General features: G+C 67.3%; 15 protein-coding genes. 5 read left to right on the top strand and 10 right to left on the bottom strand.

The window, feature by feature from the left end; translation table 11 throughout:
• The 10 genes from tsaD to E6K79_00845 all read right to left on the bottom strand — a co-directional run.
• Positions 1-937: tRNA (adenosine(37)-N6)-threonylcarbamoyltransferase complex transferase subunit TsaD (gene tsaD / locus E6K79_00890; GenBank protein ID TMQ67116.1), on the bottom strand; the 937-nt coding region annotated here is incomplete at its 3' end.
• Positions 938-1,155: 218 nt separating this feature from the next.
• Positions 1,156-1,599: an ATP synthase F1 subunit epsilon gene (gene atpC, locus E6K79_00885; GenBank protein TMQ67115.1), complete on the bottom strand. Its 444-nt coding sequence runs from the start codon at positions 1,597-1,599 to the stop codon at positions 1,156-1,158.
• Between the two features lie 21 nt (positions 1,600-1,620).
• Positions 1,621-3,066, bottom strand: coding sequence for a F0F1 ATP synthase subunit beta (atpD, locus tag E6K79_00880; GenBank protein TMQ67114.1), 1,446 nt, complete (start codon positions 3,064-3,066; stop codon positions 1,621-1,623).
• 9 nt (positions 3,067-3,075) lie between these two features.
• Positions 3,076-3,933: an ATP synthase F1 subunit gamma gene (gene atpG / locus E6K79_00875; GenBank protein TMQ67113.1), complete on the bottom strand. Its 858-nt coding sequence runs from the start codon at positions 3,931-3,933 to the stop codon at positions 3,076-3,078.
• Positions 3,934-5,463 carry a F0F1 ATP synthase subunit alpha gene (locus E6K79_00870; GenBank protein ID TMQ67112.1) on the bottom strand — a complete coding sequence of 510 codons (1,530 nt, stop codon included), beginning with the start codon at positions 5,461-5,463 and terminating at the stop codon, positions 3,934-3,936.
• A gap of 3 nt (positions 5,464-5,466) precedes the next feature.
• A complete protein-coding gene (gene atpH, locus E6K79_00865) occupies positions 5,467-6,024 on the bottom strand; it encodes an ATP synthase F1 subunit delta (protein ID TMQ67111.1) in 558 nt (185 codons plus the stop codon).
• On the bottom strand, positions 6,021-6,512 hold the full coding sequence (atpF, locus tag E6K79_00860; GenBank protein TMQ67110.1) for a F0F1 ATP synthase subunit B: 492 nt from the start codon (positions 6,510-6,512) through the stop codon (positions 6,021-6,023). The genes atpH and atpF overlap by 4 nt, the downstream gene beginning before the upstream one ends.
• 63 nt (positions 6,513-6,575) lie before the next feature.
• Positions 6,576-6,809 (bottom strand): ATP synthase F0 subunit C, encoded by a 234-nt coding sequence (gene atpE / locus E6K79_00855; protein TMQ67109.1) that lies wholly within the window; start codon positions 6,807-6,809, stop codon positions 6,576-6,578.
• A gap of 27 nt (positions 6,810-6,836) precedes the next feature.
• On the bottom strand, positions 6,837-8,135 hold the full coding sequence (atpB, locus tag E6K79_00850; GenBank protein TMQ67108.1) for a F0F1 ATP synthase subunit A: 1,299 nt from the start codon (positions 8,133-8,135) through the stop codon (positions 6,837-6,839).
• A gap of 67 nt (positions 8,136-8,202) precedes the next feature.
• A complete protein-coding gene (locus E6K79_00845) occupies positions 8,203-8,424 on the bottom strand; it encodes an AtpZ/AtpI family protein (GenBank protein TMQ67107.1) in 222 nt (73 codons plus the stop codon).
• Between the two features lie 775 nt (positions 8,425-9,199).
• On the opposite strand from E6K79_00845, the gene E6K79_00840 reads away from it, so the two are divergent.
• The 5 genes from E6K79_00840 to E6K79_00820 are packed head-to-tail and all read left to right on the top strand — an operon-like array spanning position 9,200 to position 15,440.
• Positions 9,200-9,721 carry a hypothetical protein gene (locus E6K79_00840; GenBank protein ID TMQ67106.1) on the top strand — a complete coding sequence of 174 codons (522 nt, stop codon included), beginning with the start codon at positions 9,200-9,202 and terminating at the stop codon, positions 9,719-9,721.
• Positions 9,718-10,938: a hypothetical protein gene (locus tag E6K79_00835; protein ID TMQ67105.1), complete on the top strand. Its 1,221-nt coding sequence runs from the start codon at positions 9,718-9,720 to the stop codon at positions 10,936-10,938. Before E6K79_00840 ends, E6K79_00835 begins: the two co-directional genes overlap by 4 nt.
• A gap of 7 nt (positions 10,939-10,945) precedes the next feature.
• Positions 10,946-13,282, top strand: coding sequence for a chemotaxis protein CheA (locus tag E6K79_00830; GenBank protein TMQ67104.1), 2,337 nt, complete (start codon positions 10,946-10,948; stop codon positions 13,280-13,282).
• Positions 13,279-13,743, top strand: coding sequence for a purine-binding chemotaxis protein CheW (locus E6K79_00825; GenBank protein ID TMQ67103.1), 465 nt, complete (start codon positions 13,279-13,281; stop codon positions 13,741-13,743). The genes E6K79_00830 and E6K79_00825 overlap by 4 nt, the downstream gene beginning before the upstream one ends.
• A gap of 2 nt (positions 13,744-13,745) precedes the next feature.
• A complete protein-coding gene (locus E6K79_00820) occupies positions 13,746-15,440 on the top strand; it encodes a methyl-accepting chemotaxis protein (protein TMQ67102.1) in 1,695 nt (564 codons plus the stop codon).
• The last annotated feature ends 28 nt before the right edge of the window (positions 15,441-15,468 follow it).

The raw sequence follows: 15,468 nt of genomic DNA, 5'->3' as shown, positions 1-15,468 counted from the left end.
GAAGCGCGAGCCATCCCGCGTAGGCGATCATCGCACCGTTGTCGCGGCAGAACTGGAGCGAGGGGAATCGGGCGGGAATGCCGCGCTCCACCGCGAGCCGTCCCACCTCACGGCGAAGAAGCGTGTTGCAGGCGCAGCCGCCGGCGACCGTCAGAGCCTGCGCCGGGTAGCGATCGAGGGCCTGCGAGAGCCTCTCCACCAAGGCCGTGACGATCGCGCGCTCGGCCGAGGCCGCGATGTCGCGCAGGCGCGCGTCGGGGATCGGGCGAGGCTCCCGCTCCACGAGCAACTTCACCGCGGTCTTGAGCCCGCTCATGCTCACGTCGAGGGTGTCGCCGGAGAGTCGTGCCACCGGGAAATCGATCGCGCGGGCGTTTCCCTCGCGCGCGAGGCGGTCGACATGAGGTCCGCCCGGATAGGGCAGCCCGAGCACCTTCCCCACCTTGTCGAACGCCTCCCCCGCGGCGTCATCGCGCGTCGACCCGAGGCGGCGTGTCTCGCCGGGCGCGGTCACATGGTAGATCTCCGTGTGCCCGCCCGACGCCACCATCCCCAGAAACGGGCAAGGCAGATCCTGCTCCAACCCCGCGGAAACGAGATGCGCCTCGACGTGATTGATCCCGACAAACGGAATCCCCCGCGCCATCGCGAGCCCCTTCGCGAACTCGATGCCCACGAGGAGCGATCCGACGAGGCCGGGGCCCAAGGTGGCGGCGACACCGTCGATCGATTCCACGGAGATCTTCGCCGCGTCGAGGGTCTCCTTCACGACGCGCGGCAGAAGCGTGATGTGGGCGCGGGATGCGTACTCGGGAACGACGCCGCCGTAGTCGGCGTGGATCTCCTGCCCCCGGACGACGTGCGCGACGAGCTTCCCGTCCTCCACGACGGCAGCGCCCGTGTCGTCACACGAGGTCTCGATCCCTAGCACGCGCATGGAGTGAGTGTAGCCCGAATCGCTATAGCGTAGGGGTAACGCGGGGACCAACCGCAGGGCGCCTGCGCAGCGAGCGGAAAGAGGGAGAGGGGCGATATGCCCGGTGGCTCAACTATGCGGACCCGCCGCTAAACCGCGCCAGGCCCCAACTCGCGCCCGGGCATCATCGCCCCGCTCCCCCGCGAGCAAGCACAGCGCCCGTAGGTTGGGTCCCCGCGCTACCCCTTCGCGATCGCGATACGGTTCTTCGCCCGCTCCTGCGAGCGCTGGGCGCGAGGTCGATCGACTTCACGGGACGCGTCGGTGTCGCGAGGCACGCCAGCGTCGCGCGAGGCGTCGGTGAGCCGCATCTCCGCGCGTTTCAGCGACGCCTCGGCCCGGGCGCGATCGATCTCGTCGACCCGTTCCGCGGTGTCCGCCAACACCGTGGCGCGGTTCGCCGAGACTTCGAGGAAGCCTCCGCTCACGGCGTAGCTCGACTCCACTCCCTCCGTATCCCGCACGTCGAGCCGGCCCGGGCGGAGCGGCGTGATCAGCGGGGCGTGGTGGGCAAGGATCCCGAGGTAGCCCTCGGAGCCGGGCGCCTCGAGCGACACGATCGGCGCTTCGAGGAGCAGCCGCTGAGGCGTCACGAGCCGAAATGTGAACGGGGTGTCGGCCATGCTCGAATCCGCCCGGTGGGGCTAGGCTCCCACCGCCGCGCCCATCTGCTCGGCCTTCTGAAGCACCTCGTCGATCGTCCCCACCATGTAGAACGCCTGCTCGGGAATGTGGTCGCACTTCCCGTCCACGACCTGGCGGAAGGAGCGGATCGTGTCCTCGAGCTTCACGTAGCGGCCCGGCTGCCCCGTGAACGGCTCCGCGACGAAGAACGGCTGCGAGAGGAACCTCTGGATCTTCCTCGCGCGCGCCACGATGACCTTGTCGTCCTCCGAGAGCTCGTCGATCCCGAGAATGGCGATGATGTCCTGGAGATCCTTGTAGCGCTGGAGGATCTTCTGCACCGCGCGGGCCAGGTTGTAGTGCTCCTCGCCCACGACGTGCGGGTCGAGAATCCGCGAGGTCGAATCGAGAGGGTCCACGGCCGGGTAGATCCCGAGCTCCGAGATGCGCCGCGAGAGCACGGTGGTCGCGTCCAGATGCGTGAACGTCGTCGCCGGCGCCGGGTCGGTCAAATCGTCGGCGGGCACGTAGATGGCCTGCACGGACGTGATCGAGCCGCGCTTGGTCGAGGTGATGCGCTCTTGGAGCGCGCCCATCTCCGTCGCCAAGGTCGGCTGGTAGCCGACCGCGCTCGGCATGCGTCCGAGGAGCGCCGACACCTCCGACCCCGCCTGCGTGAACCGGAAGATGTTGTCGACGAAGAAGAGAACGTCCTGGTTCTCCTGATCCCTGAAATACTCGGCCATCGTCACCCCGGTGAGCGCGACGCGAAGGCGCGCCCCGGGCGGCTCGTTCATCTGGCCGAATACCATCACCGTCTTGTCGATGACCCCGGACTCCTTCATTTCGAGCCAGAGGTCGTTTCCTTCACGCGTCCGCTCGCCGACTCCCGAGAAGACCGAGAAGCCGCCGTGCTCGGTCGCGATGTTCCGGATCAACTCTTGAAGGATGACCGTCTTTCCGAGGCCCGCGCCTCCGAAGAGGCCGATCTTTCCGCCCTTCGCGTACGGGGCCAGGAGATCGACGACCTTGATGCCGGTCTCGAAGATTCGCGTCACGGTTTCCTGCTCGTCGAACGCGGGTGGAGCGCGGTGGATCGGAAGCCGCTTCCCGGGCTCCGGGACGGGCGCGCCCTCGTCGATCGGCTCGCCCAGCAGGTTGAACACGCGGCCCAGCGTCTGACGTCCGACCGGAACGCTGATCGGGCCGCCGGTGTCGACCGCCGCCATCCCGCGCACGAGGCCGTCCGTCGAGGACATGGCCACGCATCGCACGATCTCGTCTCCGATATGGAGGGCCACCTCGACCGTGAGGCGAATGCCCTTGTCCGGATTCTCGATCTTCAACGCGTTGTTGATCGGCGGAAGGAGCTCCGGCTCGAAGCGCACGTCCACCGTGGGGCCGATGATCTGAATGATGCGGCCTGCCGCGCCGCCTTTCCCGTTCGACTTATTCCCGTTCGACATGTGCCTTCCTTACTTGAGTGCCTCGGCGCCTCCCACGATGTCGACGAGCTCCCGAGTGATCGTGGCTTGGCGGGTCCGGTTCATGTGGAGCGTGAGTGTCTGGATCATCTCGTTCGCGTTCTTCGTGGCGGAGCCCATGGCGATCATGCGCGCCCCGAACTCCGACGCGGCCGATTCGGCGAGCGCCATGTAGAGACGCATGGCGAGAAAGTACGGCACGATCCGCGCGAGGATCTCCTCGGGACTGGGCTCGTAGAGGTAGTCCCGCTTCGCGGCGCCCAGCTCGGCCGCGGCCCCCCGTCCGAACGGGAGATACGGCTCGGTCACGATCGTCCGGCTGAGCGCGCTCCGGAACCGGGTGTAGATGAGGTCAACCTCATCGATCTCACCCGACTCGAACCACGCCATCACCGCCCGGCTCGTCTCCTCGGCGAATTTCCAATCGGCGCGCCCGCCCAGGTCCGTCTTGAAGGAGAGCGTGGGCGCGGAGCGCCGCCGGAAGTAGTCGTACCCCTTCTTCCCCAGCAGAACGAGCTTTGTCGGCCGGGCCGATTCGCGCATCCGCTGCTCGGCGGTCCGAATCAAATTGGTGTTGAACGCGCCGCACAATCCGCGGTCCGACGTCACGAGGATGATTCCGCGGCTCCGGACCTCCCTCTTCGCGAACGCCGGGTGGAAGGCGTCGCCGGAGGCCTGGGCCAGGTTTCCGAGCACCGCGCGGAGGTCGGTGGCGTACGGCCGCGCCGACTCCACCGCGGTCTGCGCGCGGCGCAGCTTCGCCGCGGAGACCATCTCCATCGTCTTCGTGATCTGGGCCGTGCTCCGGACGCTCTTGATCCGGCGGCGGATGTCGCGAAGTGTCGCCACCTACTTCTTCGCCGCTCCTTTCGACTTCGCGAAGCGTTCCTTGAAGTCCACGATCGCCTTCCGGAGCTTCGATTCAACGGCGTCGGTCAGCTCCTTCTTCGCGCTCAGCTCGTGCACCAGGTCGGCGAATTCCTTGTCGAGGAACGCGTAGAGGCCCTCTTCGAAGTCGCGGACATCGGTGGCCGCCAGATCGTCCAACAATCCCTGGGTCCCCGCGTAGACGATCGCCACCTGGCGTTCCACCGGGAGCGGCCGGTACTGACCTTGCTTCAGGATTTCGACCATCCGCTCGCCCCGCGTGAGCTGGGCTTGCGTCGTCTTGTCGAGGTCCGAACCGAACTGCGAGAACGCAGCGAGCTCGCGGTACTGGGCGAGGTCGAGGCGGAGCCTGCCGGCGACCTTCTTCATCGCCTTCGTCTGCGCCTTGCCGCCGACCCGCGATACCGAGATCCCGACGTTGATTGCCGGACGGATGCCGGCGAAGAAGAGGTCGCTCTCGAGGAAGATCTGACCGTCCGTGATCGAGATCACGTTGGTCGGGATGTACGCCGAGACGTCGCCCGCCTGGGTCTCGATGATCGGCAGCGCGGTGAGCGAGCCGGCTCCCAGCGAGTCGTTCAATTTCGCGGCACGCTCCAGGAGTCGGGAGTGGAGGTAGAAGACGTCGCCGGGATACGCCTCGCGGCCCGGCGGACGGCGCAGAAGCAGCGAGAGCTGGCGGTAGGCCTGCGCGTGCTTGGAGAGATCGTCGTAGATCACGAGCGCGTGCTTCCCCGCGTCCCGGAGCTCCTCCCCGATCGCGCAGCCGGTGAAGGGCGCGATGTACTGGAGCGGCGCGGATTCGCTGGCGCTGGCCGCGACGACGGTCGTGTACGCCATGGCGCCGGCGTCCTCGAGGATCTTAACGACCTTGGCGACCGTGAAGTCCTTCTGCCCGATCGCGACGTAGATGCAGCGGAGGTCCCCGCCTTTTTGGTTGATGATCGTGTCGATCGCGACCGCGGTCTTGCCGGTCTGGCGGTCGCCGATGATGAGCTCGCGCTGTCCGCGGCCGATCGGGATCATCGAGTCGATCGCCTTGAGACCCGTCTGGATCGGCTGGTTCACCGGCTGGCGGTCCACGACCCCGGGCGCGCGGCCCTCCAGCGGGCGGAACTTGTCGGTCGCGATCGGGCCCTTGCCGTCGATCGGCTGGCCGATCGCGTTGATGACGCGCCCGGTCATCGCATCGCCCACCGGCACGGAGGCCAGGCGGCCCGTCCGCCTCACGGTGTCGCCCTGCTTGACCGAGTCGGCCGAGCTGAACAGCGCGGCGCCGACGTTGTCTTCCTCGAGGTTCAGGACGATCCCGGTCAGATCTCCCGGGAACTCGAGCAGCTCGCCCGACATCGCGTCGTCGAGACCCCAGATGCGCGCGATCCCGTCTCCAACCTGGAGCACGGTTCCGACGCTCTCCATCTTGAGACGCGACTCGTACCGCTCGAGCTCCTGCTCGAGCACCGAACTCACTTCTTCAGGCTTGAATGCCATTCGTCAACCCCTGCCGTGGACCCGCGTCTGTAGGAGATGCCGGCGGATGCGCCAGAGCTCCGTCGCGAGGGTCCCGTCGATGACTTGGTGGTCCAGCGAGACGAGCGCGCCCCCGAGGAGCGACGCGTCCACCTCGCGCGTGAGCAGAATTTTGGATCCCGTACGCTTGGCGAGGACGCTCGTCAGCGTCTCGGCCTGTCCGGCCGTGATCGGCACCGCGGTGCGAATCACGGCGCGCATGATTCCCTGGGCCGCTTCCGCCAGCTTCTCGAACTCGCTCGCGATCGGAACCAGGTGGTCCAGCCGCCTACGCCGCAGCAGAACTTGAAGGAGCCCATAGACCTGGCGCCCCACTTTGGGCTTCAGGCGCGAATCGAGAAACTCGAGCTTCTCCGTCTGGGGGATGCTGGGCGACTCGAAGTACCGCCGCGCCCGGGGGTCCCGCTTGAAGTACGCCGCGAGCGCCGTGAGCTCCTCGAGCGTGCGATCAAGCGCCTTCTGACGCTCCGCGAGGTGGAGAAGCGCGCGCGCGTAGCGGCGCGCCAAGGTGACCGAGATCAACGGGCCTGCTCCACTTCCGCCAGGAAGCTGTCCACCAGCTTCTTGTGCTTCGCGGCGTTCAGCTCCTCATGGATCACCTTCTCCGCGATCTCCACGGCAAGCTCCACCACCTCGTTCCGCAGCGTCACGCGGGCCTTGTCGTGCTCGATCGCGATTTCCTCGCGGGAACGCGTGATTATCTCCTGGGCTTCCTTCCGCGCGATTTCCCGGATCTCGGTGGCCACGTGCTGGCCCTCCGCGACCGCGCTCTGGATCCGCTCGCGGCTTTCCGCCTCGATCTGCTTGAGGTGGCTCTCATATTGCCGGCGGAGATCGGCGACCGACGCCTTCTCCTGCTCGATCCGCTCGTACTCGGTCCGGATGCGATCGCGGCGCTCCTTCATCGGCGGGTAGATGATCGAGATGAAGGCCCCGCGGACGAGGAAGAAGAACACGATGAAGCTCAGGACATGCGCGATGAGCTGATTGATGTGTACCAATTGATCCATGGATTTTCCCAGGATCGGGGCGGGCGCGGCGCTCAGCGAGCGGCCGGCCGTGCCCTCGACCGGCTAGCCGACCTTTCCCGAGAAGATGAACATCGTGACGAACGCGTAGATCGTGAGTGCCTCGGCGAACCCGAAGCCGATGATCATGGCGACCTGAAGCTTGGGAAGGATCTCCGGCTGGCGGCCCATGGCCTCGAGGGCGCCCTTACCGGTGAGACCGATTCCGATCCCCGAGCCGATGGCCGCGAGACCGATCCCGAGTGGGAGTCCGAATCCTAAGGTGGCTGCGAAATTCAACTCACTCACCTCCTCTTGAAGTGTCTGTTACGAATGCGCCGACTCCGGCTCCCCGTGCGCGTGCTCCTCATGCGGCAGCATCATGTACAGGTAGACCGTAGCGAGCAGTGAGAAAATCAACGCCTGGACGATCGCCGTGAGCGTCTGGAGCATCATGAAGAGCGCCGAGATGCCCAGCATCGGCGGAATCGCGAGCGCGGCGAGGCTCGCCTTGAGGCAGAGCGCGGTCGCGCCGACGAAGATGACGATCAGCGTATCTTCCCCGAAGATGTTTCCGAAGAGCCGGCAGGAGAGGCTCACCGGCTTCGCAAGCTCCCCGAGGATGTGCACCGGCACCATCACCGGAAGCATGGCGAATCCGATCGCGTCGCGCGGCGATCCGGCCAGGTGGTCTATGTACCCTAGGATGCCGAGATTGCGGATTCCCCAGAACTGGACGTACGCGAAGGTGATCAGCGCCAAGGCCAGCGTGAGGTCGAGCGACGACGTGGCCGACATGAAGCCGGGAATAATCCCGATCAGGTTCATCGACAGGATGTAGAAGAAGAGCGCGCAGATGAAGACGATGTAGCGCTCCTTGTGCGGCCCCAGCAATCCGCCGCAGACGTCGTCCATACTCTCCACGATCCACTCAAGCGCGTTCTGAAGCTGCCCCGGCACCGGCTTGGGCCGCCGCATCGCGATCCACGTGAACGCGAGGAACGCGAGGCCCGAGAGCCAGGCGAAGACCAGGATCTCGTTCGCGTGCAGCCAATGGACGATCGGATTGTGAGGAAAGTAGTCGTTCAGGAGGACGACCCAATTGGGGAGGTGCTGCTCCGTGCCGCCGCTTTTCGCGGCCGCGTGCTCCGGCGCCTCGGCGGCGCCGGCCGCGAGCGCCGCGCCTGGGATCGCGACGAGCGCGAGAAGCAGGAAAAGTGCGGCAGGCTTGGCGACATTCCCGGAGGTAGCCGCCGTTTTGGTTGCCCGCCGCACCAAGGAATTGGGGCCAGAGCCGAAGGCCAGCATGAGTGATTTCAGGAAAAGCGTCAGGAGGGGCAGGGAAAATCCGGCGAGGAGCGGGAAGGGCTGGGCCCACCCCGTAAGCGTCAACGCGGCGACCGCGACGTAGACGAACGTGACCTTGAGCCCCGCGTAAGCGTAGAAACGTCCCGACAGCGAGCCGGAGCCGCCTTCGCTTCGCTCGACGGCCGCGTGTGTGAAGAGTTTCACAAGCTTTTCGAGAAAGAAGAAGTTGAGCACCGCGAGGAGCTGCCCCGCGGCAAGCGAGATCGCTGCGTGCGGGTGCTTCGGCAGGATCAGGGCGGTCAGGATCGTCGCGATCACCCACGATGCTTGAAGCGAGCGCGTGTAGAGGCTCGGCTCCGTCGTGGGTCGGTTCGGATTCAGGGGGTCAATCCTCCTGCTGCGACTGCTTGATGATCTTGATCGTCTCGCGCACGCCAGCCACAAAGCCCAGCGCGAGCAAGACGATGCTCAGCCAGGGCTGCGTCCGGAACTTCTGATCGAGGAATTTCCCGAGGAAGTATCCGACGATTGGCGCTATCGCGAGAATGAACGGAATCGACGAAAGCATCGCGATCTGTCGCCAGGCCGTGACCTTCTTCGGATCCATTTCGGCCCCCGCGCTCCAATCCGCGCGGCCCGAGGCGCGCCCCCGGCGCAAACCCCGATCAACAGAAGAAATCGAGACGCCGACTCCGAGCCCGAGAGGCTACCCGACGAGGGCTGGAGGGTCAATGGGAAAAGGGGCCGGCGGGGCGCGGGTCAACGCCCCCAAGCGTCGCTCCGCGCCGGCTCGCTCCGGCCCCAAGTTCATGGCGGGACGCCTCTTCGCCTCCTCGGCTTCACCACACCGCGGCCCCGACTCCGCAGTGCTCTCCCCCAAACAGAGGACGCCCCGCCTATTTTCGCGCCTTTTCCTTCATCTATATGGGTCGCGCGGCCCAGCAGTGGGCTGCCTAGTCCGGTGACGGTCTTTCCAGCGCCGAGCCGCCGACGGCCATGCACCATCGCAACGGACGTGCCGCCCAGGGAATCTTCTACCAACTCCATATAAGTGGATTAATAACTGGTACTTCCAGGTAGTTGGCCGCGGCCCGCGTCATCCCACCCACCGCGAAAATCGACGACCTCCGTTGACGCGGCGGCAACCGCGGTTGGCTTGGGTGACGGCCCGCGGCAGCCCTCCCCTCCCGTCTCCATCCCCGGGGGTGCTCGAGGTCGGGAGCCGATCGCACTCAGAAGATAAGATCCGGCCCGAACGGGCCGATACCCAAGACGATGTCCCGTCCCATGTTGGTCCATGTGACGCTCCCGCTGGCGTTGCCGGAACGAAGCCCGGCCGGGCCAAGCGGTGGGCGTCGTCGCGTTCACTTGGGGTCAGGCGCATGAGCCCGCAATCGTCTCCGATTGACTGGATGGAGCTGCAGCTCGAGCGGGAGCTCGTCGACGCCGCGCAGAAAGGCGACCGCGACTCGTTCCTCGAGCTGGTCCGCCACTACCAGCGACCGGTTTACCAGCTCGCCTACGCCATGACCCGCGACGCCAATGATGCGACCGCGCTCGCGCAGGAAACGTTCGCGCGGGCGGGAAGGGGGATCAAGGATCTCCCCGAAAGCCGGCGGTTTTTCCCGTGGGTGCTCCGGATCGCGCGCAATCTCGCGGTGTCTCTCGGGAGGAAGCGCGCGGGCTCGCAGAAGCGCGGCGGCGCTGATCCGCTCCTCCGCTCATTCGAGGAGCTTCGCCCCGACGAGCAGATGGCCCTGGCTCTCCGCGTCGTGCAGCGGCTGAAATACGCCGACATCGCGACCCTCCTCGACACGTCTCTCGGGGCGGCGATGGTGAGGCTGGCGCAGGCGCGCGCCCTCTTGCTGGGACGCGGCAAAGACCTGGGAAGCGGCGCGGCATGATCCACCTCACGCCACAGCAGCTCTCTTCGTACATGGACGGCGAGCTCAACGAGGTCTCGACGGAGCTGGTCCGCCGGCACATGGGCATCTGCGAGGAGTGTACGCTGAAGTTCGCCGCGCTCGAGGAGCAGGAGGAGCATCTCTCGCACGCGCTCGTGCATGAGCCGGGCGACGCCTTCTTCGACCGTTTCGCCGCGGACGTGGAACGGCTGCTGCCCTCGTCCGCCTCGAGGCGGGGGTCTTCGTCGCCCGCGAGTCGGGCGGCCGCCGTTCGCGAAGCGGCGCGGGAGGCGGCGAAGGACGCGGCCACCCCGACAGCGTCCCACGCGGCCGAAGCGGCAACCGATCCGCCCGTCGCCGTCCCGAAGCCGGTGCCGGCGCCGGCGCTCGTCGAGGAGGGTCTCCCATTAGGGGACGAATCCGACCTCGACGCGGATGAGACCCTTGCGGCGCTTTCCGTCGGCAGAACGATGGACGAGCCCCCACCTCGGTCTCGCGAGAGGAAGGCACCCTCCGTGCCTCCGCGGGCCCGAGCCACACAGCGGCCGCACCAGCGTCAGAATATCCGCCGGCCGGCCCCGTCGATCCCATGGTACGCCGCGCTGATCCTGGCCGCGATCGCGGGCGCGGCCGGCGTTGTCGCCTCTCGCACGGACCCGGTCTCCGCCTGGCTCGATGCCCACGGGCTCGGGAGCCGCTCCCCGAATCCGGAGAGGGTCGCCCCCGCGGACCCGGGACTCCAAGCCCCTCCGCCCGAGCAGGGCGCGCCGACGCCGGACGTTCCGGAGCCGCAAACGTCGGACAACTCCGATGCGACCGTCGACGACTTCGTCGAGCCGCACCCTCCGGCTGCGGGCGGACGCGGCGGGGAGGCCACAGGGACCCGGGACCCGTTCGCGGGGCTCCCGCCCGCTCCCCTGGCGCAGGTCCGCGCCGCTCAGCGCAGCAAGGCGGCCGCCGACGCCCAGCCTTCGGCGGACCGCTACGACGCGGCCGCGGACGAGTGGGAGCGGACGATCCCTCTTCTACGCGGAGCGCGGCAGCAAAGCCTGAGCAGACTCGAGCTGGCCACGTCGCGCTATCGGGCCTGGGAGAGCGAGCCCACCGCGAGCCGGGCCTCGTCGGCGGCGGTGGCGATCCGCGCCTACCTCGCCTTCGCGCCCCAGGGCGCGCCGCGCGACCTGGTCCGAAACTGGCTCGCGCGGGTCGGCCACTAGGGGAGCCATGGACGAGAGCATCGTCAACGAATTCATCGTGGAGAGCCACGAGAGCCTGAACCAGATCGAGGGAGACCTCGTGGCGCTCGAGCGCGATCCGTCCGACCGGAAGAAGGTGGCGGGCGTCTTTCGCGCCGTGCACACGATCAAGGGGACGTGCGGCTTCTTCGGCTTCACCAAGCTCGAGTCGGTCGCCCATGCCGGCGAGGACCTCTTGAGCCAGCTCCGGAGCGGCGACATCGCGGTCGATGCCGAGATCGCGGGGGTGCTGCTCACGCTGGTCGACGCGCTGCGCGAGATCCTCACGTGCATCGAGCGAACGCGAAACGAGGGGAAGCGCGATTACTCCGCCCTCATCGCGCATCTGAGACGGCTGCAGCGCGCCGAGAAGGCACCCGAGACGCCCGCCGCGGCTCCGGACGGTCCGAACCGGGCGCAGCCGGCCGGTCCCGCGCCCCCGCCCGGCACGATCGGAGGCGGCTTGCTCGACTCGTTCGTCGAGAGCGGCCGGCTCGACGCCGACGCGGTGATGCTCGCGGCACAGCAGCAGCGGCTCGGCGACCCGCGCCGGATCGGCGAGATCCTCGTCGACCATGGCGCGCTCAAGCCGCAGGACATCCTGGAAGCGCTGATCGCTCGCGGCGAGACGCCCTCCACGATCCGGGACGGCAACATTCGCGTGGATGTCCACGTGCTGGACCTGCTCATGAACCTGGTCGGCGAGCTGGTGCTCGCGCGGAATCAGATGGTGCAGTACGTCGCCTCGAAGGACTACGGGACGCTCCCCGCGACGACCCAGCGCTTGAACGTCATCACGACCGAGCTGCAGGAAGGGATCATGAGGACCCGCATGCAGCCGATCGCGAATCTCTGCAACAAGCTTCCCCGCTTGGTTCGCGACCTGGCCGCCGCCTGCGGCCGCGAAGTGCGTCTCGAGATGGACGGAATCGATACGGAGCTGGACCGCACGGTGATCGAAGCGATCCGGGACCCGCTTACCCATCTCGTACGAAACGCCATCGATCATGGCATCGAGGCCCCTGAGGAGCGCGCCGCCCGCGGCAAGCCGGTCGAGGGGATCCTCGCCGTGCGGGCGTTCCACGAGGGCGGGAAGGTGATCCTCGAGGTCTCGGACGACGGGGGCGGACTGGACGTGGAGCGGATTCGAGAGCGGGCGCTCCACGCCGGCCTCGTCCCGCCGGATCGCGTCCCGAGCATGACCGACCGGGACTGGGTGAACGTGATCTTCACGCCGGGCTTCTCGACCGCCGACCGCGTGACGAGCGTATCGGGCCGAGGTGTCGGGATGGACGTCGTGAGGACGAACGTCGAGCGAATCGGCGGCACGATCGACGTCGAGTCGACGCCCGGCGCCGGAACCACGATGAAGATCTGCATTCCGCTGACGCTCGCGATCATCCCGGCGCTCCTCGTCTCGGCGGGAGGCGAGCGCTACGCGATTCCTCAGGTCAATCTTCTCGAGGTGGTCCGGGCGCACATCGAGGACATCGCGAGCGTCTATGACGCGCAGGTCTACCGCTACCGGGAGATCCTCCTCCCGCTCGTCTTCCTGCGCGACACGCTCGAGATCGGCGGATCGATCGATGACGAGGACACGAAGTCGGCGCTGCATATCGCGATCCTCAGCGCGGAGGGCGTCACCTTCGGCCTGGTCGTGGACGAGATCCTCTCCTCACAGGAAATCGTCGTGAAGCCCCTCGCCGACTCGCTCAAGCAGGCCGCCGCCTTTTCGGGCGCGACGATTCTCGGCGACGGGCGCGTGGCCCTGATCCTCGACGTACCGGGCCTGGCCCGCCACTCGGGGGTCGCGGCGTCCACGATCGGGTCGCACACTCCCGCCACGCGCGCGCCGATCGAGCCTCTCCGCGACCCCGCCCAGACGCTCGTCCTCTTCCGCATCCGCGACAATTGGCGCGTGGCGATTCCGCTCTCCGGCGTCGCGAGGTTGGAGGAGCTGGCGCCCTCGTCGATCGAGCGCGTCGGCGCCCAGGGCGTGGTGCAGTACCGGGGCGGACTCATGCCGCTGCTCCCCCTCCTCGGCCTCCTCGAGCCTGGTGCGCCCGACCCGGCGCGCGCGGAGACACCGCTCCAGGTGGTCGTGCACGAGAGCGGTAACGCGCGGGTGGGCCTCGTTGTGGATGAGATTTTGGAGCTGGTCGAGGACGAAGTCGCCGTGAACGAGGTTCGGGGTCGGCCGGGCGTCATCGGCTCGAGCGTGATCCGTGGGAGGGCCACGGATCTCCTCGATGTTCGGGCCCTTCTGGCGCACGCCGGCGTTCCCGGCTTCGCGGCGGCCGCTCCGGAAGGGGGGGCCAGGCCATGAGCGAGGACCGCCTCTTCTGCACCTTCCGCCTGGACAGCCATCTCTTCGGCATCGAAATCGCCGAGGTGCAGGAGGTGCTTCGCGCTCAGGAGATCACGAGGGTCCCCCTCGCGGCGCCGGCCGTGCGAGGCGTGATCAACCTACGCGGGCGGATTATCCCGGCCGTGGACCTCCGGCGCTGCTTCGAGATGGGGGCGTTCCCGCCCGATCGGACGCCCGCGCACATCGTCATCCGCGGCGCGGGCTCGGCTCCGGCGAGCCTCCTCGTCGACGACATCGGGGACGTGGTCGATACCACGTCCGCCGCGTATGCCGTCATTCCCCCGACGCTCCGTGGACGGGCGCGGGATCTACTCCTGGGCGTATACAAGCTCCAGGGCGAGGTTCTCCTCGTCCTGGCTATCGGTACGGTCTTGCGGGCCGCGTTCGCCGAGTCGCCGCTCCCGCTCGGAAGGAGCTGATTGTGTTCATCCTCACGATTCGCCGTCAGTTGTTGGGATCCGCGCTGCTTTCCCTGGCGGGATTCGTCCTCTTCGGCGTGGTCTCGTACTTCACGCTGAACGAGCTGAAGATCTCCGGGCCGCGGTACAAGCGGATCGCGCAGGGCAAGGATCTGATCGCCGACGTGGTTCCCCCGCCGGAATTCCTGGTCGAATCCTTCCTCGCCGTCCACCAGATGATCGACGAGCCCGACCGGCACCGGCTCGAGGAGCTGATCACACAGTCGCAGCAGTTCCGCGCCAATTTCGAGGAGCGCCACGACTACTGGGCGAGGACGCTCCGCGAGGGATCGCTGCGGGACGCGATGAACATCCGCTCCTATCAGCCCGCGAAGGAGTTCTTCCGCGTCCGGGACGAGGAGTTCATTCCGGCCGTCCGCCGAGGAGACCGCGAGGCGGCGCGCGTCCTGGCCAATACGACGCTCAAGAGACTGTTCGAGCAGCACCGGAATGCGGTGCTCCAGGTGGTGCATCTCGCCCTCGTCCAGAACGCGCAGGAGGAGGAATCCGCGACGGCCTTCGCCGAGCAGCGGACCACCCTGATCCCTCTTGTCGGCATCATGATCGTATCGATCACGATCGGCATCGCGCTCTGGCTCTCGCGGCGGATCCTCTATGCGATCGAGCAGACCAAGCGCGTGGCGGAACGGACCGCGGGCGGCGACCTGACCTCGCAGGTGGAATACAACTCGCCCGACGAGCTCGGCCAGCTCGCTATCTCCACCAATCAGATGGTCCGCTCCCTGCGCGACGTGCTCTCCCACATCGGCAAGCGCGCGGTCACCCTGGCCACCGCTTCCGGGGATCTCTCCACGGTGAGCTCCCAGATGATCGCGAGCGCCGAGGAGACCTCACGCCAGGCGAGCGTCGTCTCCTCGGGCTCCGAGCAGATCAGCCGCAACGTCGAGAGCGTATCCGTCTCCGTCGAGGAGATGATCGCGAGCATTCAGGAGATCTCGAAGAACACGAGCGAGGCGGCGCAGGTCGCTTCGGTCGCGGCGACCGAGGCCAATTCGACGAACATCGCGGTGAACAAGTTGGGCGCGAGCAGCGTCGAGATCGGAAAGGTGGTCCAAGTCATCAACACGATCGCGCAGCAGACCAACCTGCTCGCGCTGAATGCGGCGATTGAGGCGGCGCGCGCGGGCGGAGCCGGAAAGGGATTCGCGGTCGTCGCGAACGAGGTCAAGGAGCTGGCGATGGAGACAGCGTCGGCGACCAAGGACATCAGCTTCAAGATCGAAGCGATTCAGACCGATACGACGGCGGCGATCCAGGCGATCGGAAAGATCAGCGACACGATTCAGCAGATCCGGGACATCTCCAACTCGATCGCCACCGCCATCGAGGAGCAGCTCGCGGCCTCCGGTGAGATTGGACGGAACTTGAGCGAGGCCGCGCGCGGGAGCAACGAGATCTCCGCCGGCATCGTGAAGGTCGCCGAGATCGCGAAGGACACCGCGGGAGGCTCCGAGAACACGCAGAAGGCCGCCGAGGAGCTGGCCAGACTCGCGACGGAGCTCCGGGAGCTGACGCTCCGCTTCCGCTACACGGATGGAGATTCGGAAGAGACGCACGGACCGCCGCGCGTCCTACGGGTCGACCCGCCCGCCGCGGTGCGGCGAGGGACGGTGAAGTACATGGATGCCGCAAGCTAGACGCGCCGGCGCGCGGCGCGAGCTCAAG

It is taken from the genome of Candidatus Eisenbacteria bacterium, from assembly GCA_005893305.1.
Lineage (GTDB): Bacteria > Eisenbacteria > RBG-16-71-46 > SZUA-252 > SZUA-252 > WS-9.
Note: the sequence above shows the minus strand (reverse complement) of the source record. Positions and strands in the feature narration are given on the sequence as shown.

What these genes read in the sequence shown, in the direction of transcription:
- atpC (TMQ67115.1), bottom strand. Translation starts at nt 1,599, where the DNA reads ATGGCCGACACCCCGTTCACATTTCGGCTCGTGACGCCTCAGCGGCTG.
- atpD (TMQ67114.1), bottom strand. Translation starts at nt 3,066, where the DNA reads ATGTCGAACGGGAATAAGTCGAACGGGAAAGGCGGCGCGGCAGGCCGC.
- E6K79_00870 (TMQ67112.1), bottom strand. Translation starts at nt 5,463, where the DNA reads ATGGCATTCAAGCCTGAAGAAGTGAGTTCGGTGCTCGAGCAGGAGCTC.
- atpF (TMQ67110.1), bottom strand. Translation starts at nt 6,512, where the DNA reads ATGGATCAATTGGTACACATCAATCAGCTCATCGCGCATGTCCTGAGC.
- E6K79_00845 (TMQ67107.1), bottom strand. Translation starts at nt 8,424, where the DNA reads ATGGATCCGAAGAAGGTCACGGCCTGGCGACAGATCGCGATGCTTTCG.
- E6K79_00840 (TMQ67106.1), top strand. Translation starts at nt 9,200, where the DNA reads ATGAGCCCGCAATCGTCTCCGATTGACTGGATGGAGCTGCAGCTCGAG.
- E6K79_00835 (TMQ67105.1), top strand. Translation starts at nt 9,718, where the DNA reads ATGATCCACCTCACGCCACAGCAGCTCTCTTCGTACATGGACGGCGAG.
- E6K79_00830 (TMQ67104.1), top strand. Translation starts at nt 10,946, where the DNA reads ATGGACGAGAGCATCGTCAACGAATTCATCGTGGAGAGCCACGAGAGC.
- E6K79_00825 (TMQ67103.1), top strand. Translation starts at nt 13,279, where the DNA reads ATGAGCGAGGACCGCCTCTTCTGCACCTTCCGCCTGGACAGCCATCTC.